The sequence below is a fragment of the Nonomuraea sp. CA-218870 genome (genome assembly GCF_050936535.1).
Classification (GTDB): domain Bacteria; phylum Actinomycetota; class Actinomycetes; order Streptosporangiales; family Streptosporangiaceae; genus Nonomuraea; species Nonomuraea corallina.
Window position 1 is genome coordinate 1,223,983 of record NZ_JBNJMN010000001.1, and the last position, 21,793, is coordinate 1,245,775.

Annotated in this window: 22 protein-coding genes; 12 read left to right on the forward strand and 10 right to left on the reverse strand. The window is 72.0% G+C overall.

Features of this window, described 5'->3' with window-relative positions; translation table 11 throughout:
* Positions 1-4 precede the first annotated feature (4 nt).
* Positions 5-1,219 carry a threonine synthase gene (locus ACQEUU_RS06205; RefSeq protein ID WP_433061484.1) on the forward strand — a complete coding sequence of 405 codons (1,215 nt, stop codon included), beginning with the start codon at positions 5-7 and terminating at the stop codon, positions 1,217-1,219.
* Here ACQEUU_RS06205 and ACQEUU_RS06210 read toward each other — a convergent pair.
* From ACQEUU_RS06210 to ACQEUU_RS06220, 3 genes are read right to left on the reverse strand one after another with little or no spacing between them, the layout of a single operon-like run.
* On the reverse strand, positions 1,179-1,829 hold the full coding sequence (locus tag ACQEUU_RS06210) for a hypothetical protein (protein ID WP_433061487.1): 651 nt from the start codon (positions 1,827-1,829) through the stop codon (positions 1,179-1,181). The genes ACQEUU_RS06205 and ACQEUU_RS06210 overlap by 41 nt on opposite strands.
* Positions 1,826-4,297, reverse strand: coding sequence for an ATP-dependent helicase HrpB (gene hrpB, locus ACQEUU_RS06215; RefSeq protein WP_433061490.1), 2,472 nt, complete (start codon positions 4,295-4,297; stop codon positions 1,826-1,828). Before hrpB ends, ACQEUU_RS06210 begins: the two co-directional genes overlap by 4 nt.
* Complete coding sequence (locus ACQEUU_RS06220) at positions 4,284-4,625, reverse strand: ArsR/SmtB family transcription factor (protein WP_433061493.1); 342 nt, start codon at positions 4,623-4,625, stop codon at positions 4,284-4,286. Before ACQEUU_RS06220 ends, hrpB begins: the two co-directional genes overlap by 14 nt.
* 88 nt (positions 4,626-4,713) lie before the next feature.
* Between ACQEUU_RS06220 and ACQEUU_RS06225 the strand changes: the two genes are divergently transcribed.
* On the forward strand, positions 4,714-5,907 hold the full coding sequence (locus ACQEUU_RS06225; RefSeq protein ID WP_433061496.1) for an MFS transporter: 1,194 nt from the start codon (positions 4,714-4,716) through the stop codon (positions 5,905-5,907).
* Here the strand turns inward: ACQEUU_RS06225 and ACQEUU_RS06230 are convergent.
* Both ACQEUU_RS06230 and ACQEUU_RS06235 read right to left on the reverse strand, forming a co-directional pair.
* Positions 5,864-6,694 carry an undecaprenyl-diphosphate phosphatase gene (locus tag ACQEUU_RS06230; protein ID WP_433061499.1) on the reverse strand — a complete coding sequence of 277 codons (831 nt, stop codon included), beginning with the start codon at positions 6,692-6,694 and terminating at the stop codon, positions 5,864-5,866. The two genes, ACQEUU_RS06225 and ACQEUU_RS06230, sit on opposite strands and share 44 nt — an antisense overlap.
* A 99-nt stretch (positions 6,695-6,793) precedes the next feature.
* Positions 6,794-7,609 (reverse strand): NmrA family NAD(P)-binding protein, encoded by an 816-nt coding sequence (locus ACQEUU_RS06235; protein ID WP_433061502.1) that lies wholly within the window; start codon positions 7,607-7,609, stop codon positions 6,794-6,796.
* 74 nt (positions 7,610-7,683) lie between these two features.
* Here ACQEUU_RS06235 and ACQEUU_RS06240 point away from each other — a divergent pair, with 74 nt between their 5' ends.
* From ACQEUU_RS06240 to lipB, 4 genes are read left to right on the forward strand one after another with little or no spacing between them, the layout of a single operon-like run.
* Positions 7,684-8,622 carry an AraC family transcriptional regulator gene (locus ACQEUU_RS06240; protein ID WP_433061505.1) on the forward strand — a complete coding sequence of 313 codons (939 nt, stop codon included), beginning with the start codon at positions 7,684-7,686 and terminating at the stop codon, positions 8,620-8,622.
* Complete coding sequence (locus ACQEUU_RS06245; RefSeq protein ID WP_433061507.1) at positions 8,619-9,143, forward strand: HAD domain-containing protein; 525 nt, start codon at positions 8,619-8,621, stop codon at positions 9,141-9,143. Before ACQEUU_RS06240 ends, ACQEUU_RS06245 begins: the two co-directional genes overlap by 4 nt.
* Positions 9,144-9,193: 50 nt before the next feature.
* Positions 9,194-9,376 carry a PspC domain-containing protein gene (locus ACQEUU_RS06250; protein ID WP_433061510.1) on the forward strand — a complete coding sequence of 61 codons (183 nt, stop codon included), beginning with the start codon at positions 9,194-9,196 and terminating at the stop codon, positions 9,374-9,376.
* A 17-nt stretch (positions 9,377-9,393) separates the two neighbouring features.
* On the forward strand, positions 9,394-10,029 hold the full coding sequence (lipB, locus tag ACQEUU_RS06255) for a lipoyl(octanoyl) transferase LipB (RefSeq protein WP_433061513.1): 636 nt from the start codon (positions 9,394-9,396) through the stop codon (positions 10,027-10,029).
* A gap of 1 nt (position 10,030) precedes the next feature.
* Here lipB and ACQEUU_RS06260 read toward each other — a convergent pair whose 3' ends face one another.
* The 4 genes from ACQEUU_RS06260 to ACQEUU_RS06275 all read right to left on the reverse strand — a co-directional run bounded on the left by ACQEUU_RS06260 (position 10,031) and on the right by ACQEUU_RS06275 (position 12,972).
* Complete coding sequence (locus tag ACQEUU_RS06260; RefSeq protein ID WP_433061515.1) at positions 10,031-10,420, reverse strand: type II toxin-antitoxin system VapC family toxin; 390 nt, start codon at positions 10,418-10,420, stop codon at positions 10,031-10,033.
* Positions 10,417-10,644, reverse strand: coding sequence for a FitA-like ribbon-helix-helix domain-containing protein (locus ACQEUU_RS06265; protein WP_433061517.1), 228 nt, complete (start codon positions 10,642-10,644; stop codon positions 10,417-10,419). The genes ACQEUU_RS06260 and ACQEUU_RS06265 overlap by 4 nt, the downstream gene beginning before the upstream one ends.
* Positions 10,645-10,742: 98 nt before the next feature.
* Complete coding sequence (locus tag ACQEUU_RS06270; RefSeq protein WP_433061520.1) at positions 10,743-12,275, reverse strand: amino acid permease; 1,533 nt, start codon at positions 12,273-12,275, stop codon at positions 10,743-10,745.
* A 151-nt stretch (positions 12,276-12,426) separates the two neighbouring features.
* A complete protein-coding gene (locus ACQEUU_RS06275; protein ID WP_433061522.1) occupies positions 12,427-12,972 on the reverse strand; it encodes a type 1 glutamine amidotransferase domain-containing protein in 546 nt (181 codons plus the stop codon).
* A 119-nt stretch (positions 12,973-13,091) separates the two neighbouring features.
* Between ACQEUU_RS06275 and ACQEUU_RS06280 the strand changes: the two genes are divergently transcribed.
* From ACQEUU_RS06280 to ACQEUU_RS06305, 6 genes are all read left to right on the forward strand, one after another.
* Complete coding sequence (locus tag ACQEUU_RS06280) at positions 13,092-14,717, forward strand: ABC-F family ATP-binding cassette domain-containing protein (RefSeq protein WP_433061525.1); 1,626 nt, start codon at positions 13,092-13,094, stop codon at positions 14,715-14,717.
* Between the two features lie 120 nt (positions 14,718-14,837).
* Positions 14,838-16,646, forward strand: a complete 1,809-nt coding sequence (locus ACQEUU_RS06285; RefSeq protein ID WP_433061528.1) for an ABC transporter substrate-binding protein — start codon at positions 14,838-14,840, stop codon at positions 16,644-16,646.
* Positions 16,643-17,689, forward strand: coding sequence for an ABC transporter permease (locus ACQEUU_RS06290; protein WP_433061530.1), 1,047 nt, complete (start codon positions 16,643-16,645; stop codon positions 17,687-17,689). Before ACQEUU_RS06285 ends, ACQEUU_RS06290 begins: the two co-directional genes overlap by 4 nt.
* Positions 17,686-18,570, forward strand: coding sequence for an ABC transporter permease (locus ACQEUU_RS06295; protein ID WP_433061533.1), 885 nt, complete (start codon positions 17,686-17,688; stop codon positions 18,568-18,570). Before ACQEUU_RS06290 ends, ACQEUU_RS06295 begins: the two co-directional genes overlap by 4 nt.
* Entirely contained in the window at positions 18,567-19,568 is a 1,002-nt protein-coding gene (locus ACQEUU_RS06300) for an ABC transporter ATP-binding protein (protein ID WP_433061535.1), read from the forward strand. Before ACQEUU_RS06295 ends, ACQEUU_RS06300 begins: the two co-directional genes overlap by 4 nt.
* Complete coding sequence (locus ACQEUU_RS06305; RefSeq protein ID WP_433061538.1) at positions 19,565-20,569, forward strand: ABC transporter ATP-binding protein; 1,005 nt, start codon at positions 19,565-19,567, stop codon at positions 20,567-20,569. Before ACQEUU_RS06300 ends, ACQEUU_RS06305 begins: the two co-directional genes overlap by 4 nt.
* A 26-nt stretch (positions 20,570-20,595) precedes the next feature.
* Here the strand turns inward: ACQEUU_RS06305 and ACQEUU_RS06310 are convergent, their stop codons facing one another.
* Positions 20,596-21,234 carry a maleylpyruvate isomerase N-terminal domain-containing protein gene (locus ACQEUU_RS06310; RefSeq protein ID WP_433061541.1) on the reverse strand — a complete coding sequence of 213 codons (639 nt, stop codon included), beginning with the start codon at positions 21,232-21,234 and terminating at the stop codon, positions 20,596-20,598.
* Positions 21,235-21,793: the final 559 nt, after the last annotated feature.

The following is a 21,793-nucleotide window of genomic DNA, read 5'->3' on the forward strand; positions in this document are numbered from 1 at the left end:
CCGCGTGCCTCAGGAACCTGTTTCGCTCGCCACCGGCCAGCGCTCGCTCGGAGACCCCGAGATCGCCTATCCCCTCCGGCCGCCGCTCACCCGCGGCTGCCCGCGCACCGGCACCGCCGACCTCGCCTATCCCGTCGAAATCGACTACGCCTACGACCGCGTGCCCCCCGGGCTGTTCGACCAGCCCGCCGGCCCCGACATCGCGCGATGGGCGCCGCTGCTGCCGCCGCTGCCCGCGCCCACCCTCGGCGAGGGCGGCACGCCGCTGCTGGAGGCATGCGGCGTGTACGTCAAGGACGAGTCGCGCAACCCCACCTGGTCCCACAAGGACCGGCTCAACCGGGTCGCGGTCAGCGCCGCGCTCACCGAGGGCGCGCCGGGCGTCGTCGTCGCCTCCTCCGGCAACCACGGCGCCTCGGCCGCCGCCTACGCCGCCCGCGCCGGCCTGCCCGCGATCGTGCTCACCTCCGCCGCGTCGCCGCCCGCCGTGCAGTCCTTCGTCCGGGCGTACGGAGCGGACGTGTTCAGCGTGCCGGTCGAGCGGCGCTGGCCGCTGATGCGCGAGATCGTGGACCGGCTCGGCTATCACCCGGTCAGCAACCAGACCGTCACCCACACCGGCCATCCGTACGGGCCGGAAGGCTACAAGACCATCGCCTACGAGATCTTCGTCCAGCTCGGCCGGCCGCCCGCCGCCGTGTTCGCGCCGACCGGGTACGCCGAGCTGCTGTACGGGGTCTGGAAGGGCTTCGCCGAGCTGCGGCGGCTCGGCGTCGCGGGGACCGCGCCCCGGATGTTCTCCTGCGAGCCGGCCGCCGGCGGACCGCACGCGCGGGCCGTCGCCTCCGGAGCCCCGGCCGCGATCGTCGGCCTCGGCGCCACGGACGCGTACGCGATCGCCTCTCCGGTGGGCGGGCACCGGGGGGTTCGCGCGGTGCGCGACAGCGGCGGCGGCGCGGTCCTGGTCACCGACGACGAGCTGCGGGCGGCCCAGCGCGACCTCGGCCGCGAAGGGCTCTGGCAGGAGCTGTCCGGCGCGGCCGGGCTGGCGGGCTACCGGAAGCTGGGGGCGGCCTTCGACGGGCCGGTGGTGTGCGTGGGCACCTCCAGCGGGTTCAAGGACCTCGGCGTCGAATCGCCGCGGACCGTCGAGGCGACCACCTTCGACCAGGTGACGGCTAACCTCTCAGCCACACCCGCAGGGGGCCGGCGGGGATGAAGCCGTGCGCCACGGCCGGCCCCGGGTCGGTCTCGTAGCCGACCAGGTCACGGCCGGGGAAGAGGGCGGCGGCCAGCGCGACGGCGCCCGGCCAGGCGTCGTCGCCGAACAGGTTCGAGATCCCCACCGTCCGGCCGCCGGGGGTCTCGTTGAGCACGCACCCGCGTACCGTCTCGCCTCCCTCGCGGCCCGCGAGGACCCTGACGGACGGGTCGGCGAGCAGCGCGGCCGGGAACAGGCCCCGCTCCCCGGCCCAGGCCCGCTCCCAGGCCCGCAGCGCCCGCTCGTCCCGCACCACCTCCCACCCGCCGGCGGGCCCCGCCTGGGCGGCGCTCGGGCGGTGGAGCCAGGTGGCCTCGAAGAGGAGCTCGAAGCCGGGCGGGGCGAGGACGGCGAAGCTGTCCTTGATCGAGGCGCCCGGGGTCGCGTCGATGAAGGGGAGGACGTCGGCGTCCGTCGCCTCGGGGGAGAGGGTGACGGCGTCGGGGTAGAAGGGCGGGGTGCGGCGCGGGTTCGTCCAGGCCCGCTGGGTGAGGACGCCGGGCAGGCCGTGGGCGCGGCACAGGGCCTCGCACCAGGCGGCGTTGTTCAGCGCGGCTTCGGCGATCACTTGGTCCTCCGGGTGGGAGCGGCCGTCAGCGGGTCCTCCGGCCAGGGGTGCTTCGGGTAGCGTCCGCGCAGCTCGGCGCGCACCGCGCGGTAGCCGTCGCGCCAGAACGACGCCAGGTCCGCCGTCACCGCCACCGGCCGGCCCGCCGGCGAGAGCAGATGGATCAGCAGCGGCACGCCCGCGATCCGGGGCGCCTCCTGCCAGCCGAACAACTCCTGCAGCTTCACCGCCAGCACCGGCTGCTCGCCCGCGTAGTCGATCCGGACGCGGGAGCCGGTGGGGACCTCGATCCGCTCCGGCGCCACCGCCTCCAGCCGCTCGCTCCACGGCACCAGACGCCGCAGCGCCGCCGCCACGTCGATCCGCTCCAGGTCGGCGCGGCGGCGGGCCCGGGACAGCTCCGGCTCCAGCCACCGGTCGGCCAGCGCGACCAGGTCGCTCACGTCCGGCCACGGCCCGCCGGCGGCGCGGTGACAGAACGCCAGCCGGTCCCTGACCGCACGCGCCTCCTTCGTCCAGGTCAGCACGTCCTCGGTGCGCAGCCCGTACAGCAGCGCGTCGCGCACGTCGGCGTCGGGCAGCGGCGTGGCGGACAGCTCGATCGCGCCCAGCCGCTCGACCAGGCGGGCGGTCACGTCTCCCCGCCTGGAACCGGGCGGCGCCTTCCAGGCGACCTCCTCCTCGACCGTCACCGGGTACGCCCGCCTGGCGATCTCCTCGTCGATCACCACCGCCTGGCGGATCCTGGCCGACGCCGACCCGGTGGGCCGGTCGGCCACCGCGACGGCCAGCCACGGCGCGGACGCCAGCTTGGAACCCTCGGCGAGCTGCGCCTCGGTGCCGGACGCCATGAGGTAGCCGCCCCCGCGCCGCCGTGCCACCCTCTCGGGAAACGCCAACGCCACAGCGAGCCCGGCCACCTCGTCCGCGTGTCCCGGGTGAGCAGCGGAGGAGGAGTCCGCCTGCCGCGCGCGGCGGGACGAGCGGGCGTCCGTCTCCGGCGGGTGGCGGTCTGCTGCCCGCGGGTGGTGAGGTGTGGGGGTGGTGGCGCGGGTGAGGCGGCGGGTCTCGGCGCGCCAGCGGGCGGTGAAGGCGTCGCGCCCGCGCCGGGCCGTGCGCCAGACCTCCACGAGGTCGTCGCCCGCGTCGCGGGGAAGCTGCTCCGACAGCAGCGCGATCACCTCGGCCGCGTCGGGGCCCAGGTCGAGGAGGGCGCGGGCCAGCCGGGGGTGCACGCCCGCCAGCGCCATCCGCCGCCCCCTCCCGGTCACCCGTACGGTCGCGCCCGCGGGTTCGACCGCCCCGAGGGCGCGCAGGGTGGACAGCGCGGCGGCCAGGGCCGCGGGAGGCGGCGCGTCCAGCAGCGCCAGGCCGGAGGCGTCCGGCGAGCCCCAGCAGGCCGCCTGGAGGGCGAACGCGCTCAGGTCGGCGAGGGCGATCTCCGGGCGCGGATGGTCGGGCAGGCGGTCGTGGTCGGTGGCGGACCAGCAGCGGTAGACCGCGCCCGGCGCCTCCCGTCCCGCGCGGCCGGCGCGCTGGCCGGCCGAGGACTTGGAGACCCGCACCGTGGTGAGGGAGCCGAGGCCGCGGGCGTGGTCGGTGCGCGGCTCGCGGGCCAGGCCCGAGTCGACCACGACCCGTACCCCTGGCACCGTCAGGCTCGACTCGGCCACCGAGGTCGCCAGCACCACGCGGCGGGACGTGCCGGGCGACAGCACCGCGTCCTGGACCCGGGCCGGGGCCTGGCCGTGCACCTGGAGGACCTCGACGCCGTCGAGCGTCCCCGCCACCCTGGCGATCTCGCCGACGCCCGGCAGGAAGCACAGCACGTCGCCGTCCCGTTCGGCGAGCGCGCGCCGGACGACGGCGGCGACGTGCGCCAGCAGGGCGGGGTCGACGCGCAGCCCGTGCGGCGGCGCGACCGGGCGGGGAGGCGGCGCCCAGACGACGTCGACGGGATGGGCGACGGCGGACGCGGCCACCACCGGGCCGCCGAGCAGCCGTGTCCAGGGGTCGGCGTCGGCGGTGGCGGAGGCGGCGATCAGCCGCAGGCCGGGCCGGAGCGTCTCCCGCACGTCCAGCAGGAACGCCAGGGCGGTGTCCGCGTCCAGGTGGCGTTCGTGGCATTCGTCCAGCATGACCGCGTCCACCCCGGCCAGTTCCTGGTCGCGCTGGAGCCGCTGCAGCAGCACGCCGGTGGTGACGACCTCGACCATGGGGTTGGCGCCGGTGTGGCGCTCGCCGCGGATCGCGTAGGAGACGCCCATCCGCCGGGCCGCGGCGCGCACCGCCAGCCGCCTGGGCTCGGCCACCAGCACCCGCAGGCCCGACTCCGCCAGGGCGAGCGGCACCACCGTGGTCTTGCCCGTACCGGGCGGGGCCGTCAGCACCGCGCCGCCGTGCGCGTCCAGCGCGGCCAGCAGGTCCGGCACCACCCGCCGGATCGGCAGCGTGTCAGCCGGCGGCATGAACGGCGGAGGGGGCGGTCACGGCGGCGGCGGTGAGCACGGAGTCGAGCAGGCCGGGGAACCGCGCGTCGAGGTCGTCGCGGCGCAGGCTCATGAACTTCTGCCGGCCCTCCTGCCTGGTCATGACGACGCCCGCCTCGCGCAGCGTGCGCAGGTGGTGGGAGGCGGTCGACTTGTGCACGCCCACCTGGCCGCTCAGGCCGCCGCACGTCAGCTCCCCCTCGGCGGCCAGGCGGGCGACGACCGCCAGGCGTACGGGGTCGGCGAGCGCGCGCAGCACCTCGGTGAGCTCGATGTCCCGGATGGCCGGGTGGGGCAGGGCGCGCATGCCCTCACGATATCCAATCTCACTGTTTGACAACCATCCAACTATCCGTCAGTTTGATGGACATCCAACTGATCGCCCCGGAGGAACCGTGGATCGCCGGCTCTACCCCCTCGCCGCCGGGAACTTCGCCGTAGGCACCGGCATGTTCGTCATCGCCGGGCTGCTGACCCCGATCGCCGACGACCTGGACGTGTCCGTGGCCGCCGCCGGCCAGCTGATGACCGCGTTCGCGCTGGCGTACGCCGTGCTGTCGCCGATCCTCGCCGCCGTGACCGCGGCGCTGCCGCGCCGGACGCTCCTGCTGCTCGGGCTGGGCGTGTTCGTGCTGGGCAACGCGCTGACCGCCGTCGTGCCCGGGTACCCGCTGGTGGTGGCCACGCGGGTGCTCGCCGCGGCCGGGGCCGCCATGTTCACGCCGACCGCCTCGGGGGTGGCCTCCGCGCTCGCCGGGCCCGGACATCGGGGACGGGCGCTGGCGCTGGTCATGGGCGGGCTCAGCGTGGCCACGGCCGTCGGGGTGCCGCTCGGCACCTGGCTGGGCGGGGTGGCCGGCTGGCGGGCCACGATCTGGCTGGTGACGGGGCTGGCGGTGCTCGGCTTCGCCGGGATCGCCGCCCTGGTGCCCGACGTGCGGGTCATGGTCTCCGGCGGGCTGCGCGAGCGGTTCGCCCCGCTGGCCGACCGGGGCGTGCTCGCCGTGCTGGCGACGCAGCTGCTGATGTTCGCCTCCGCCTTCAGCGCCTACACCTACCTCGGCTCGCTCTTCGACCTGCCGCCCGCCGCCGTGCTGTGGGCGTGGGGGGTCGGGGCGGTCGTCGGCAACCAGCTCGGCGGCCGGCTCACCGACGCGTACGGGCCGCGCCGCATGGTGCTCGCCGGCCTGAGCGCGTCCACGATCCTCATGGCGCTCATCCCGGTGGCCAACCTGGCCCTGCCCGTCGCCCTGGTCTGGGCGTTCCTGTGGGGCGCGCTGGGCTGGCTGGTGGCGCCCGCGCAGCAGTACCGGGTGGTGGCGGCGCTGCCGGGCAACGTCGCGACCGGGCTCGGCCTGCTGTCGTCGGCGCAGTACGCGGGTCTCGTGCTGGCGGGCGTCGCGGGCGGCCTGGTCCTCGACGGGTACGGCCGGACCGGCGTGATCGTGCTGGCCACGGCCCTCGGTCTGGCGACCGTGCTGTTCACCCTGGTGACGTACCGGCCGGTCGCGGGCGGCTCCCCGGACGGCGGTCAGCGCGGCGCCGTCAGCCGACGGCGGGGATCCAGCCCAGCGTCACCGCGAGGATGACGAAGAAGCCCAGGGCGATGCGGTAGACGACGAAGCCGGTGAAGCTGTGGGTGCTGATGTAGCGCAGGAACCAGGCCACGGCGGCGTAACCCACCACGAAGGAGATCACCGTGGCCAGGATCGTCGGCCCCCAGGCCGGGGTGTCGGCGCCGCCGATCTCCGACAGCTCGTACAGGCCCGAGGCGAGGACGGCGGGGATCGCCAGCAGGAACGAGTAGCGGGCGGCCTCCTCGCGCCGGTAGTCGAGCAGGAGGCCGGCCGTGATGGTGCCGCCCGAGCGGGAGACGCCGGGGATGAGGGCCATCGACTGGGCGAGCCCGAACGCCACCGAGTGCGGCACGTTGAGGTGCTTGACCAGCGTGAGCTGGTTGCGGGCGGTGCGGTCGGCGAACCACAGGATCAGCGCGAACACGATCAGCGTGGTGCCGACCAGCCGCAGGTCGCGGAAGACGCCCTCGATCTGGTCCTTGAGAAGCAGGCCGAGCAGGCCGATGGGGACGCTGCCGAGAATCACGTACCAGCCCATGCGGGCGGCGAAGTGGCCGCGCAGGGCGGGGGTCCACAGGGAGCGGGTCCACGTGGAGGTGATCTGCCAGATGTCTTTCCTGAAGTAGATCAGCACCGCCGTCTCGGTGCCGAGCTGGATGACCGCGGTGAAGGCGGCGCCGGGGTCGTCCCAGCCGAAGAACGCCGACGCGACGCGGATGTGCGCGCTGGAGGAGATCGGCAGGAACTCCGTCAGCCCTTGCAGCAGCCCCAGCACCACGGCTTCCATCCAGCCGATCATGCCCGCACCTTCCCCCCAGGAGCGCATGAACGCAACGAGGCGAGGCTAGCGGAAACGGGGTCCCGGCAGGCGTGGTCGCGGTGAGCGTTCACCCGCCGGTCATCCGCCGGCCACCCACACCGCGGCGTTGTCCCGCGCGAAGCCGGTGAAGTCCCGCGCCGGGCGGCCCAGCGCGGCCCGCACGCCGTCGGTGACGTAGGCGTTGCGCCCGTCGAGGATCTCGGTGAAGAGCATGGTCAGCAGCTCGATCTCGCCCGGCGGCACGCCGTGGGCGGCGGCACCCGCCGCGTACTCCCCGGCCGTGACCGGCACGTACGTGATGTCGCGGCCGGTCGCCTTCGACAGTTCGGCCGCCACGTCGGCGAAGGTGAGCAGCCTCGGCCCGGTCAGCTCGTACAGCATGCCCGCGTGCCCGTCCTCGGTGAGGGCGGCCACCGAGACGTCGGCGATGTCGTCCACGTCCACGAACGGCTCGGCCACGTCGCCGGCGGGCAGCGCGATGACCCCGTCGCGCACCGGCTCCAGCAGGTAGCCCTCGGAGAAGTTCTGCATGAACCAGCCGCAGCGCACGATCGTCCAGGCGACGCCCGACTCCCGCACCACCTGCTCGCCGGCCTCGGCCAGCGCCTCGCCGCGGCCCGACAGCAGCACCAGCCGCGCGACGCCCGCCTCGACCGCCTGTTCGGTGAACGCCCGCAGGTCCTCCAGCGCGCCGGGGAAGGCCAGGTCGGGATAGTAGGCGATATAGGCGGCATGTGCCCCGTCCAGGGCGGGACCCCAGGTGGCGCGGTCCGCCCAGTCGAAGGGCGGGGCGCCGGTACGCGAGCCGACCCGTACGGCATGTCCGAGAGTCTGGAGCCTGGCAGCGATCCGGCGGCCGGTCTTGCCGGTGCCGCCTGTTACGAGAATCGTCATGTCCCCAGTAAGCCGTCTGAAGCTGAGACTCTCCATGGTTGAGAAGCGCGAGAGCATATGCGATCGTCTCAGGTATGGATCAGTTGGCGGCGCTTCTCGACGGCCCGCGGGCGCGCGGCGCGTTCCTGCTGCGCGTCGTCCTCGACCCGCCGTGGTCGATGCGGGTGCAGGACGAGGCCCCGCTCACGCTGGTGGCGATGGTGCGCGGCGAGGCGTGGATCGTCCGCGACGGCGTGAGGCGGGTCCGGCCGGGCGAGGTCGCCGTGGTGCGCGGGCCGGAGCCGTACGTGGTCGCCGACCGGCCGGACACCCCGCCGCACATCGTCATCCACCCCGGCGAGGAGTGCACCACCCTCGACGGCCAGTCGCTCTACCAGGAGATGCACCTCGGCGTCCGCACCTGGGGCAACCACCTCGACGGCGCCACCTCCATGATCGTCGGGACCTATCTGATGTCCGGAGAGGTCGGCAGGCGGCTGCTGGGAGCCCTGCCGCCGCTGCTCGTCCGCCCCGGCGGGCCGCTCATCGAGCTGCTGGGCGAGGAGATGAACAGGAACGAGCCGGGGCAGGAGGCGGTGCTCGACCGGATGCTCGACCTGCTGCTCATCGCCACGCTGCGCGGATGGTTCGCCACCGAGGAGGCGCCGGCCCGCTTCCGGGCACAGGGCGACCCCGTCGTGGGCAAGGCCATGCGCGTCATGCAGAACAATCCCGCGCACCCGTGGACGGTCGCCGCGCTCGCCGCCGAGGTGGGGGTCTCCCGGGCCTCGCTGGCCCGGCGGTTCACCGAGCTGGTGGGCGAGCCGCCGATGGCGTTCCTCACCGGCTGGCGCCTGGACCTGGCCGCCGACCTGCTGCGCGAACCCGACGCCACCGTCACCTCCGTCGCCAGGAAGGTCGGCTACGGCAGCCCGTTCGCCCTCAGCGCCGCCTTCAAACGGGCGCACGGCGTCAGCCCGCAGGAGCACCGCACGAGGGCGCTCCACGTCGCCGCGCGGGAGGCCGTACGGTGAAGCCGCTGCTGCTCCTCGACGTCGACGGCGTGCTCAACCCCACCGGCCGCCCGACCCCCGACTTCCGGCGCTACCGGTGCACGGTCGACGGCACGGCCTACACCGTCCACCTCAACCAGCGGCACGGCGCCCGGCTGCTGGAGCTGGCGCTGGCGGCCGGGGCCGAGCTGGTGTGGGCGACGACCTGGGAACACCACGCCAACGACTGGATCGCCCCCCGGCTCGGCCTGCCGTCGCTGCCGGTCATCGCGATGGGGCGGGACGACCGGGCCGTCAGCCGGCACGGCGAGATGTTCAAGACCCGCCGCGTGGCCGACTACGTGGGCGACCGGCCGTTCGTCTGGTTCGACGACCAGGTCTACCAGGAGGACGAGAACTACCTCAGGGCTCGTCAGGGTCTGGGCGAGTTCCTGCTCATCCACGTGCCCGGCGAAGTGGGCCTGACCAGCCGACATCTGGACGTCGCCCGTGAGTGGCTGACCCTTACGGGGTTTTCTCAGGGTCGCTCGTGGGAGAAGTAGGCGACGTTCGTACGTTGTACGGATAGAACGTCGTCACACGGAAGGAAATCATGTACCGCTCACGAGAGCACCGGATGCTCGCCGGCGTCTGCGGAGGCCTCGCCGACAGGTTCGGCCTGCCGCCGACCCTGGTCCGCGTCCTCTGGCTGATCCTCTCGCTCTTCCCCGGTCCCATGTGGGTCGTCTACATCGTCATGTGGATCCTCGTCCCCGAGGAGCCCAGGAAGTACTGAGGCTTATGCTCTGAAGCATGAGGGCAAGGCCGCTGACACTGATCCAGGACGATCTGGTCGACTACGACAAGGCGATGGAGCGCATGGCCGAGCTGGTCGCCGAGCGCCAGGGCGACGCCCGGCCCGACACGCTCTGGCTGCTCAGCCATCCGCAGGTCTACACCGTCGGCCGGCGCACCCCGCTGTCCCATCTGCCCGACCCGTCGCGCGGCATCCCGGTCGTGGAGACGGGCCGGGGCGGGCAGCTCACCTACCACGGCCCCGGCCAGCTCGTCGGCTACCTGATCGTCAAGCTGGGCGAGGAGGAGGGCATCGTCGACTACGTGCGCGAGGTGGAGCTGCGCCTGGTCGACGCCCTCGGCCGGCTCGGCCTGCCCGCCGAGCGGCGCGACACCCCGCCGGGCTCCGAGCTGCTCACCGGCGTGTGGACGGCCGGGACCGGCCGCAAGATCGTCTCCATCGGGATGCGGCAGAGCCGCGGCGTCACCAGCCACGGCTTCGCCCTCAACGTCGACGGCGACCTGATGCCGTGGGACTGGGCGGTGGCCTGCGGCATGCCGGATGTCGACATGACCTCGCTCAAGCGCGAGGTGGGGGAGGCGTCGATGGACGAGGTCCGCCCGGTCGTCGCGGCCGCCTTCGAGGCGTCCTGACTCACCCGCGCGGGAAGACCAGCACCTCGGCATCGTGGCCAGAGCCGACAAGCTTGCCGTCACACGTGTGCAGGGGCGCTTCCAGCGCTTCGGCGAGAGCCAGGTAACACGCGTCGTAGGCGGTGTAGTTGTGCCGCAGTTCCCAGATCCGCTCCGCGATCCCCTTCATCTCGTAGCGGGTGATGGTGAGAGCCAGATAGTCGGCCCGGGCCTGCTCGGCGGTCGCGGCGGGCAGTTTGCCGCCGAGCACGAGTCCGCGCAAGGTGGAGAGAACCTCGACGTCGAGCAGGTGCGGAGCATGGACGCTTGCCTGCAGTGCGCTGAGCAGCTCGGTGTCGGCGTCGCGACCCACGAGAGCCTCCACCATGGCGGAAGAGTCGATGACTATCATCGCCTTCCCTCGGCGACTGCTTGCAGGATTTCCTCACTCGACGGGCCTTGCGAGCGGTCGCGGGCTTTCAAACGCTTCACGATCTCGGCGTTGGTCGGACGAGCGGCAATATCTGCCAGTTCCCTGGCGACATATGCCGAAAGCGACAGCCCGGCTTCCGCCGCACGTGCCTTCAGCTGCTCGGCGACGGGTTCGGGCACATCGCGGATATAGAGAGTCGCCATGATGATGATGCTAGCAGGTTGCTAGCACATCCGTGGAGTGCTCGCCCCCGCGGTCGCCGCTGTTCGGCGTGAGGTGCCGCGGGGGCGAGGGTGGGTTGTCAGGCGTCGATGGGGATCTCGTCGATGGTGCGGCGGGGGCCGGTGAACCAGTGGCGGGCCGACAGCCACCACCACAGGCCGATGCCGATCAGCACCACGCCGACCGCGATCGGCGCGTAGTTGACCGACGTCCAGGTGAAGTCCTCGTCGCCGGGCACGCCGGCCGGGGAGAACGGCATGATGAAGTAGACGCAGACGATCGCGATCTCGATCACCGCGATCCAGCCGAGCACCTTGTACCTGCGGCCGAGCGTCCACGGGCCGGGCTCGAAGCGGTCGCCCATCCGCAGCCGGAGCCAGATCGGGATGAGGAACGCCAGATAGAGCCCGATGACGGCGATCGACACCACGGCGAAGAACGCCACCGGGGTGGTCAGGCCGGGAGGGGCGTAGAGGGCGGGCAGCGTGATGAGGGCGGCCACCCCGCAGCCGGCCAGGATGGCGTTGACCGGGGTGCGGTTGCGGTCCACCCGCGACCAGAGCCGCCAGCCGGGCACCGCGCCGTCGCGGGCGAACGCGTACGTCATCCGCGACATCGACGTCACGCAGCTCATGCCGCAGAAGAACTGGCCGATGGTGGAGATGGCGAAGATCGCGGTGGCCAGCGGCGAGCTGAGCGCGGTCTCGAAGATGGCGCCGACGAAGCCGCCCTGCTTGTTGATCTCGTCGACGTTCGTGGCCGCGAACAGGAACGCCAGCAGCACGATCCAGCCGCCGATCGCCGAGAAGAAGATCGACTGCCACAGGCCGCGGGCCGCGGCCTTGGACGCGCCCTGGGTCTCCTCCGACACGTGCGCGCAGGCGTCGAAGCCGGTGATCGTGTACTGGGTGAGCAGGAAGCCGAGAGGCAACACGTACAGCCAGAACGTCAGCCCGCTGCCACCGTCGCCGAACCCGGAGTTGTTGATCGTCTCGGTGAACACGAAGCCCACCGACTGGTGCTCCGACGGGCCGAGGACCAGGATCGCGACCACGACGGCGGCGCCGAAGACGTGCCACCAGACGGAGACGTTCTGCAGCAGCGAGATGAGCCGGTGGCTGAAGATGTTGATCAGCGCGTGCAGCGCGAGCACGATCACGAACAGCAGGAACGCCTGGCTGAGCGTGCCTTCCCAGGCTCCGCCGGTGAGCCGGGTGAGGGTGATGTTGAGGAAGGTGGCGCACCCGTAGTCGACGGACGCGGTGACCGCGATGAGGCCGATCAGGTTGAGCCAGCCGGTGAACCAGCCGTGGATCGGCTTGCCCATCTTGGCGGCCCACCAGTAGATGCCGCCCGCGGTCGGGTAGGCGGAGACCAGCTCCGACATGCACAGGCCGATGATCAGGATGAAGAGGGAGATCAGTGGCCAGCCCCAGGAGATGGCGATGGGGCCGCCGTTGTTCCAGGCCTGGCCGAAGGTGGTGAAGCAGCCGGCGAGGATCGAGATGATGGAGAACGAGATGGCGAAGTTGGAGAATCCGCTCCAGGTGCGGGCCAGCTCCTGCCTGTAACCGAGCTCGGCGAGTCGCCTGGAATCCTCTTCTGTGCTCATGAGGTCTCCCTGGGGGGCGCGGAGGACGCTCTTTTATGGCCTCTTTATGGTCTACGTCTAGACCATTTCCCGCGCGCGAGCAAGGAGTTACAGGTGGGTTTCGCCGAGCAGACGGAAGGGCGGGCCGCGCGGCCCGCCCTCCCGTCCCGCGTCAGCCGCCCAGCACGTCCACCGTGGCCTGGCAGAAGGCCTTGAGGTCGTCCGGCTTACGGCTGGTGACCAGCTTGTTCGGCCCGCCGTCGCAGATCACGACCTCCTCGTCGGCCCAGGTGGCGCCGGCGTTGCGCAGGTCGGTCTGCAGGCTCGGCCAGGAGGTCAGCCTCCGCCCGCGTACGGCGTCGGCCTCGATCAGCGTCCACGGCGCGTGGCAGATCGCCGCCACCGGCTTGCCGCCCTGGAAGAAGTCCTGGACGAACCGCACCGCCTTGGCGTCGGTGCGCAGGAGGTCGGGGTTGGCGACGCCGCCGGGCAGCACGAGCCCGTCGAAGTCGGCCGCCGACACCTCGTCCACCGTCGCGTCCACGGCGAAGGAGTCGGCCTTGTCGAGGTGGTTGAAGGCCTGCACCTGGCCGGGCTTGGTGGAGATCAGCTTGGGGGTGCCGCCGGCCTGCTTGACCGCCTTCCACGGTTCGGTGAGCTCGACCTGTTCGGCGCCTTCGGGCGCGACCAGGAACGCGATGGTCTTGTCCTGCAGCATGATGGCTCCCGATAGTCCGATGGTTTTCCACCCTCTATCCGAAAGGTCCCGATCTATACGCGTCGGGTGCGTACGGGGCGAAACTGGACATCCGGCTCGCCCTAGTAGCATCGCCGTCCATGAGTGCGACCATGGTGGTGCGAGGGCTGGCCGCCGGTCACGGGGAGCGGGTGCTGTTCTCGGGGCTCGACCTGGTGGTCGGCCCGGGTGACGTGATCGGGCTGGTGGGGGCCAACGGCGCGGGCAAGTCGACCCTGCTGCGCATGCTGGCCGGCCTCGACCGGCCGGAGGAGGGCGAGATCCGGCTCAGCCCGGCCACCGCCACCGTCGGCTACCTGCCGCAGGAGCCCGACCGCAGGCCCGGCGAGACCGTCATGGAGTTCCTGGCCCGCCGCACCGGCGTCGCACGGGCCCAGCGCGACCTGGACTCCACCGCGCAGGCGCTGGCCGAGCAGACGCCCGGCGCCGACGACGCCTACAGCCTGGCGCTGGAGCGCTGGCTGGCGCTGGGCGGCGCCGACCTCGACGAGCGCGCCGAGGCCGTCGGGCTGCCGGTGGCGCTCGACCAGCCGATGACCTCGCTGTCGGGGGGCCAGGCGGCGCGGGCCGGGCTGGCCTCGCTGCTGCTCAGCCGCTACGACCTGTTCCTGCTCGACGAGCCCACCAACGACCTGGACCTCGACGGGCTGGACCGGCTGGAGTCCTTCGTCAAGGGGCTGCGGCCCGGCACGGTCGTGGTCAGCCACGACCGCGAGTTCCTGGCCAGGACCGTCACCGACGTGCTGGAGCTCGACCTGGCCCAGCAGCGGATCCAGCTGTTCGGCGGCGGATACCAGGCGTACCTGGAGGAGCGCGAGGTCGCCAGACGGCACGCCAGGGAGCGCTACGAGGAGTACGCCGATACCCGCGCCGACCTGGAGGGGCGCGCCCGCAGGCAGCGGGCGTGGATGGAGAAGGGCGTCAAGAACGCCCGCCGCAAGATGCCCGACAACGACAAGATCGGCCGCAGCGCCCGGGTGGAGACGACCGAGAAGCAGGCCGCCAAGGCCCGGCAGACGGAGAGGATGCTGGAGCGGCTGGAGGAGGTCGAGGAGCCGCGCAAGGAGTGGGAGCTGCGCATGGAGATCGCCGTCGCGCCCCGGTCCGGCGCGGTGGTGGCGACGCTGCGCGGCGCGGTCGTCGAGCGCGGCGGTTTCACGCTCGGGCCGGTCGATCTGGAGATCGGCTGGGCCGAGCGGGTGGCGATCACCGGGGCCAACGGCTCGGGCAAGACCACGCTGCTGGGCGCCCTGCTCGGGCGGATCCCGCTGGACGAGGGACACGCCTCGCTCGGCTCCGGCGTGGTGGTGGGCGAGGTCGACCAGGCGCGCGGGCTGTTCGAGGGGGAGGAGGCGCTGCTCGACGCGTTCACCGCGCACGCCGGCCTGGCGCCGGGGGAGGCGCGCACGCTGCTGGCCAAGTTCGGGCTCAGGGCGCACCACGTGCTGCGCCCCGCGGCGACGCTCTCGCCGGGCGAGCGCACCCGGGCCGCGCTGGCGCTGCTGCAGGCCAGGGGCGTCAACCTGCTGGTGCTCGACGAGCCGACGAACCATCTGGACCTGCCCGCGATCGAGCAGCTGGAGTCGGCGCTGGCGGGCTATCCCGGCACGCTCCTGCTCGTCACGCACGACCGCCGCATGCTGGAGGCGGTCAGCGTCGGCAGGAGACTCCTGGTGGACCAGGGGCGGGTGTCCGAGTCGCGCTGAAAATTTACACCGCGAAAGGAAACGAAGATGAAACAATCCTCCGCAACTCGTTGACATGCGATGTTCCTATGGTGTGCCGTGCTCTACACAGATAACCCCCCGCCTGAAGGTGAGGCACACATGAGGAAATGGCTCGCACGCCTGGCAGTGATGGGCGTCGCGCTCTTGGTGGTAGGTCAGGGCCAGGTGGCGTTAGCGCAGGATCCTGCGGCGGGGAAGAAGATCGTCCGCGTGGGCGCGACCCAGGCCGTTGACTCGATGAACCCCTTCCTCGCCGTCCGCTTGGTGTCGACCTCGATCCACCGCTGGATGTACGGCTTCCTGACGGTCCCCGACCACAAGACGCTGAAGCCCAGCCCCGACCTCGCCGAGTCGTGGAGCAGCTCCGACGACGGCCTCACGTGGACCTTCAAGATCCGCACGGCCAAGTGGTCCGACGGTCAGCCGATCACCGCCGAGGACGCCGCCTGGACCTTCAACAAGATCATGACGGATGACGCCGCGAAGACCGCCAACGGCCCGGCCGTGGAGAACTTCGAAAGCGTCACCGCCAACGGCCAGGACCTGGTCATCAAGTTGAAGAACCCCCAGGCGTCCATCCTGGAGAACCCGATCCCGATCATGCCCAAGCATGTCTGGGAGAAGGTCACCAACATCGCGGACTTCTCCGGCGACCAGTACCCCGCCGTGACCAGCGGCCCGTACATCGCCGTCGAGCACAAGAAGGACCAGTACGTCAAGCTGAAGGCCAACCCCGACTACTGGCGGGGCGCCCCCAAGATCGACGAACTGCAGGTCGTCTTCTACGAGAACCCGGCCGCCTCCATCATCGGGCTGAAGAACGGCGAGATCGACCTGATCGGCCGGCTCAACCCGCCGGAGTACGAGTCGCTCAAGGGCGACCCGAACATCGTGCAGTGGAACCAGCAGGGCCGCCGCGCCGCCTACCTGCAGATCAACCACGGCGCCACCACCACCGACGACAAGGAGGTCGGCGACGGCCACCCGGCGCTGAAGGACCAGAAGGTCCGCCAGGCGCTGCACCACGCCATCGACAAGGACAGGCTCGTCGCCGAGGTGCAGAACGGCCTGGCCAAGCCCGCCCACGGCTCGATCGTGCCGCCCATGTACACGGACTTCTTCTGGGAGGCCGCCGGCGACGCCAAGGTCTCCTACGACCCGGCCAAGGCCAACCAGATCCTCGACGACGCGGGCTACAAGAAGGGCCCCGACGGCGTCCGCACCATGCCCGACGGTGACCGCAAGCTGGAGTTCCGCTTCAGCATCCACACCGACACCCCGATCGAGGACAAGCTCGCCGAGTACCTGACCGGCTTCTTCAAGGAGATCGGCGTCACGCTGACCACCAAGAAGCTCGACTCCAGCAAGTTCACCGAGGAGACCGGCGTCACCGGCCTGTTCGACATCGCGATCTCCGGCTGGTCGGTCAACCCCGACCCGGAGGAGGTCCTGGCGACGCACCTGTGCAGCAGGCGGCCGACCCCGTCGGGCGAGGGCGGCGGCACCGAGTCCTTCTACTGCGACGAGACCTTCGAGAAGCTCTACCAGGAGCAGCTCAAGGAGCTCGACCGGCCCAAGCGCGCCGAGCTCATCAAGCAGATGCAGGAGCGCCTCTACACCGACGCCCCGGTCATCGCGATCTACTACACCAACGACCTCGAGGGCTACCGCAAGGACCGGATCAAGAGCATCACCTCCGTGCCCGAGCAGGACGGCATCCTGTACGGCGCGAGCAGCTTCTGGCCGTTCTACTCGCTGGAGGCCGTCGAGTCCTCCGCCGAGTCCGAGGAGGGCGGCTCCAGTGCAGCCACCCTGATCGCCGTCCTGGTCGGTGGCGCGGTCGCCATCGGCGTGGGCGGATACTTCCTCCTGCGGCGGCGCAAGTCCGTGGCGGACGACCGCGAATGACCGCACCGCTCGAAGCAGCAGAGCCCGCCGCCGCGCAGGCGGCGGGCCCCGCTGGTGACGACCGCCCCGCCCGCCACGGCGTGCTGCGCTACGCGCTCACCAAGGCGGGCGGGGCGTTGCTCAGCATCGCGATGGTGATCATCGCGACGTTCTTCCTGTTCCGCCTCCTCCCCGGAGATCCGGTACGGAACCTCGCGCAGGGCCGCAACATGACCCCGGAGCAGCTCGACCTGGAACGACGCCGGCTCGGCCTGGACAAGCCGCTGACCGACCAGTTCCTCGACTTCGTCGGCCAGACGCTCCGCCTCGACCTCGGCACCTCCTACGAGTACAAGCGGCCGGTCCTCGACCTCATCGGCGAGCGCCTCGGGCCGACGCTGCTGCTCGCCGGGGTGGGCCTCTTCATCGCCGTCAGCCTGGGGCTCTGGCAGGGCACCCGGGCCGGATGGCGGCCGGGCAGCCGGTTCGACCGGTTCTCCACGGCCACCTCGCTGGTGCTGTGGTCGGTGCCGACGTTCTGGCTCGGCCTGCTGCTGCTCATGGTGTTCGGCGCCTGGCTCAAGATCTTCCCGTCGCGGGGCATCGAGAGCGTCGACGCGCCCGACGGCTTCGGCTACGTCCTGGACGTGGCCTGGCACATGGTGCTGCCGTGCCTCACCCTGGTCGGCGTGGTGTACGCGCAGTACCTGCTGGTCATGCGCTCGTCCCTGCTCGACGAGGTGGGCCAGGACTACGTCAACACGGCGCGGGCCAAGGGCATGCGCGACGACGAGGTGCGCCGCAGGCACGCGGTGCCCAACGCGCTGCTGCCCACGGTGACGCTGGTGTTCATGCGGATCGGGTTCGTCGTCGGCGGCGCGGTCACGGTCGAGACCGTGTTCAGCTGGCCGGGGCTCGGCAAGCTGTTCTACGACGCGATCTCGGTGCCCGACTTCACGCTCATGCAGGGGACGTTCATGCTCATCACGGTCGCGGTGATCGTCATGAACACGCTGGCCGACGTCGTCTACCACTTCCTCGACCCGAGGGTGAGGTCCGCATGAGCGCCATCACGTGGACCCGCAGGAAGCGGGCGCTGGGCCGGTTCTGGGACGGCTTCCGCCGTCAGCGGGCCGGCGTCACCGGGCTGGTGATCCTCGTCGTGGCCGTGGCGCTCGCGGTCGTCGCGCCGCTCTTCATCGACGAGGGCGTCACCAGCGTGGTCGAGAACACCGGGCCCGACTTCGCCCCGCCCAGCCTGGAGTACCCGTTCGGCACCGACGAGTCGGGGCGCTCCATCCTGCTCATGGTGTGGTGGGGCGCGCGCACGTCGCTCCTCATCGGCTTCCTGGCCGCGCTGGTCAGTATGGCCATCGGCACCGTCCTCGGCATCGCCGCCGGCCACTTCCGCGGCTGGATCGGCGCCGCCATCATGCGGGTGACCGACTGGTTCCTGGTGCTGCCCTCGCTCATCACCGCGCTGGTCCTGGCGGCCATCCTCGGCGGCAGCACGTTCACCATCATCATGGCGATCGGCGTCACCTCCTGGCCGTCGACCGCCCGCCTGATCAGGGCGCAGACCCTGGCCGTGGAGGCGCGGCCGTACATCGAGCGCTCCAAGGCGCTCGGCGGCGGCCACTGGCACATCACCACCCGCCACGTGCTGCCGAACGTCGCCCCGCTGCTCCTGGCCAGCACCACGCTGGAGGTCGCCAGCGCCATCGTCACCGAGTCGACGCTGGCCTTCCTCGGCGTGACCGCGAACAAGACCTCGTGGGGCACCATGCTCCGCGGCTCCTACGACTGGAACGCGGCCGGCCAGGGGGCCTGGTGGTACATCCTCATCCCCGGCCTGTGCATCCTCGCGGTCGTCATGGCGTTCACGCTCTGCGGCCGGGCGCTGGAGACCGTGCTCAACCCGCGACTCCGGGGGGCGAAGGCATGAGCCTGCTAGAACTGGACGACGTCTCGGTCACCTACCGCATCGCCGAGGGCGAGGTGCCCGCCGTGCGCGGCGTGTCGCTCACCCTCGACCGCGGGACGGCACTCGGGATCGCCGGCGAGTCGGGGTCCGGCAAGTCGACGCTGGCCATGGCGCTGCTGCGGCTGCTGCCGCGCGACGCCCGCGTCACCGGCCGGATCCTGCTCGACGGCGAGGACGTCCTCACCATGAAGTGGGGCCGCCTGCGCGCGGTCCGCTGGGCCGAGGCGTCGATCGTGTTCCAGGGGGCCCAGCACGGGCTCAACGCGGTGCACCGCATCGGCGACCAGATCGCCGAACCGCTCCTCGTGCACGGCCTGGCCAAGCCCGGGCAGGCCGGCAAGCGGGTGGCCGAGCTGCTGGAGCAGGTCGGGCTGCCCGCCTGGCGGGCCCGCAGCTACCCGCACGAGCTGTCCGGCGGCCAGCGCCAGCGCGTGATGATCGCGATGGCGCTCGCCTGCTCGCCCCGGCTCATCATCGCCGACGAGCCGACGACGGCTCTCGACGTGATGGTGCAGGCCCAGGTCCTCACGCTGATCAAGGAGCTGGTGGCCGAGCACGACATCTCCCTGATCATGATCTCGCACGACCTCTCGGTGCTCGCCGACGTGTGCGACCGGCTCGCCGTCATGTACGCGGGCCGCGTGGTCGAACAGGGCCCGTCGCACCAGGTGTTCCACGACCCCCGGCACCCCTACAGCCAGGCCCTGGCCGCCGCCTTCCCGACGGTCGGCGACCCGGCGTCCCGGCTGGCCCCGCGCGGCCTCGGCGGCGACCCGCCGGACCCGATGAACCTGCCCACCGGGTGCTCGTTCCACCCGCGCTGCCCGGTCGCGCTGGAGGAGTGCCCGACGCTCGACGTCGAACTGTGGCCCGCCGGCGACCGCCGCGCCGCCGCCTGCGTCCACGTACGGGACCAGGGTCGCAACCACGGGCGGGACCGCGTACAGGAGGACGCATGACAGAGACCCAGGCCCCGGCCGAGGAGGTCACCACGGCCCGCCGTACCCTCCTGGAGGCCCGCGACCTGCACGTGGAGTTCACTTCGCGCGGGCGGCGCGCCCGCGCCGTCGACGGCGTGAACCTCGCGGTCGGCGAGGGCGAGATCGTGGCGCTGGTCGGCGAGTCCGGCTGCGGCAAGACCACGCTCGCGCGCACGCTGCTCGGCCTCGAAAGGCCCACGTCCGGCACGGTCCGGTACGGGGGAGAGCCACTGAAGTACAGCTCCCGGGCGCTCAAGGAGTACCGCAGGCAGGTGCAGCTCGTCCTGCAGGACCCGATGGGCTCGCTGAATCCGCGCCAAACCGTCTACGAGGCGGTGGCCGAGGGCCCGCGGATCCACGGCCTGCCGGACGAGGCGGAGGTGGTGAACACCGCCCTGGGCAGGGCCGGGCTGCGGCCCCCCGAGCGGTTCCTGCTGCGCTACCCGCACGAGCTGTCCGGCGGGCAGCGGCAGCGCGTGGTGATCGCCGGAGCGCTGGCGCTGGACCCGAAGGTGCTGATCGCCGACGAGCCGGTGGCCTCGCTCGACGCGTCGGTGCGCGGCGAGATCCTCGCGCTCCTGCTCAGGCTCCGCGACGAGCTGGGGCTGTCGGCCCTGGTCGTCACGCACGACCTGGGACTGGCCTGGAACATCGCCGACCGGGTGGCCGTGATGTACCTCGGCCGGGTCGTCGAGTCCGGGCCGGTCGAGCAGGTGCTGACCGCGCCGCGTCACCCGTACACGCAGGCCCTGCTGTCGGTGCTGCCCGAGTCGCCGGAACGGGTGGTGCTGACCGGCGAGCCGCCGGACCCGACCAGGATCCCGGGCGGCTGCCGCTTCCACGCCCGCTGCCAGGTCCTCGCCTCCGGCAAGGCCGCCGAGGCGGGCGTGGACGGCCGCTGCCGGAGCGAGCCGCTGAACATCCTGCCCGCCGCCGCCGGAGCCCAGGCGGCCTGCTACTACGCCGAGGCCACCGGCTGACGCGGTGGAGCGGTCGGCGGTGATCGCTAGAAAGCGCTTATCGTGGCCGGGGCCCGTTCGGCCCGGCTCAGCGCGCGGATCACCGCCGTCGCGCCGTGACGCCGCACGGCCAGCCGTGCCAGCAGGTCCACCACCGGGTCGACGACGTCCGCCGGCAGCGCGGGCGTCGGCACGCCGACGCTCGCCGCCAGGTCGTCGGAGTGCACGACCAGCTCCGTCACCCGGGTGAGCAGGAAGTCGTCCAGCGTCAGCGACCAGCCCGCCCACGGCAGGTGGACCACCCGGCCGGACGGCTGCGCCGGCAACGCCTGCCGCTGGCTCCCCAGCAGCTCCGCGGCACGGTCGGCGAGCGCCGCCGGCCCAGCGGCGGCGACCTGCTCGCCGCCGCGCCTGACGCTCACGTTGCTCTCGTGGTCGAGGCCCGCCTGCACCCACGGCGAACGGGAGTAGTGCTCCAGCAGGGTGACCGGCTCGTCGGCCACGTCGTCCGCCGACTTCAGCAGGCCGTCCACCCTGACGAGCTGGTTCGCCAGGTGACCGGCCAGGCCGGCGACGCTGAACTCGATCAGCGCGCTCGGCTTGGCCCAGGCGCCGGCCACCGCGGGATCGCGCAGGAGCGCCACGGCCGACTCAGCGGCGGTTAAGTAGGACCGTCTGATTTCCATGGTCGATCACCTTTCGGTATGCCCGGAGCCACCCTAACCGTGGCCAGAACCCCCGGCACGAGCTCCCCCGCCCCTGCCTCCCGCCCACGCCATCAGACCGCCACCCTCGAACCCGAAGGAACCGCGCACCTGCTGCGCGCTCTGTTCGGACTGCGATGGCCGGCGGCTGGGCGTCATCACCGAGGTCCAGCTCCAGCCCGATGACACCGAACACCGGACCTGGCCGGCCTACATAGCCAACCTGCGTGCTCGAGACGCATGCCAAGCCTGCCTGGTCGTCATCTGTCCGGACCGTGTCACCGCCGAGTGGGCCTCCCGGCGCATCGAGACCGGCCATCCTCGCCACGCTGGTCGAAGCCCTGGACCACATCGACCCTGAGCTGGCGGGACGTTACGCTGCGTATGTCACCGTGGCCCTCCGGGGCGACGCACAGAAGGAGATGGAGCGGCTCATGGCCACTGAGACCTTCCTGTACCAGGGCGAGTACGCGCAGACCCTGATCGCTCGCCCTCACCGAGGAGGAGCGGGAGCGGGTGATGTCCTGCGCCGACACCGGGA